Below are 739 nucleotides of genomic sequence, written 5' to 3' on the forward strand. Positions count from 1 at the left end.
GTAACACAAGTATGGATGGAAGAGTAGAGAAAACATTCACGGTAGAGACACAATCAGGGAAAGCCACAATACAAACCTATGACATAATGTTAGGAGATCAATATATAACAAATGGAAAGCTAGCATCAGGAAAAACATATACAATAAAGGGTTATGCAAGCAGTCCAAATGGAGTATTATATGAATTTTGGGTTAAAGATGTATCAACAGGAGTTTGGACAAAGATAAGGGACTATAAAGAAGACAGATATGCAAATTGGACACCAAGTAAAAATGGACAATATGTAATAGCAGTAAATGTAAAGGATAAATATAGTAACACAAGTATGGATGGAAGAGTAGAGAAAACATTCACGGTAGAGACACAATCAGGGAAAGCYACAATACAAACCTATGATATAATGTTAGGAGATCAATATATAACAAATGGAAAGCTAGCATCRGGRAAAACATATACAATAAAAGGCTATGCAAGCAGTCCAAATGGAGTATTATATGAATTTTGGGTTAAAGATGTATCAACAGGAGTTTGGACAAAGATAAGGGACTATAAGGAAGACAGATATGCAAATTGGACACCAAATAAAAGCGGACAATATATAATAGCAGTAAATGTAAAGGATAAATATAGTAATGCAAGTGTAGATGGAAAAGTAGAGAAAAATTTTAATGTTGATTATAATTCCGGAAAAGCAACTATACAAACATATGATATTATGCTAGATAATCAATATGTAAC

General features: G+C 32.3%; 1 protein-coding gene. It reads left to right on the forward strand.

Annotated elements, in window-relative coordinates; genetic code table 11:
* A partial coding sequence (locus tag ACYUDJ_RS21325) for a triple tyrosine motif-containing protein (protein ID WP_460290030.1) occupies positions 1-739 on the forward strand: 739 nt, incomplete at both ends.

The sequence above is a fragment of the Clostridium sp. CTA-6 genome (assembly GCF_054768115.1).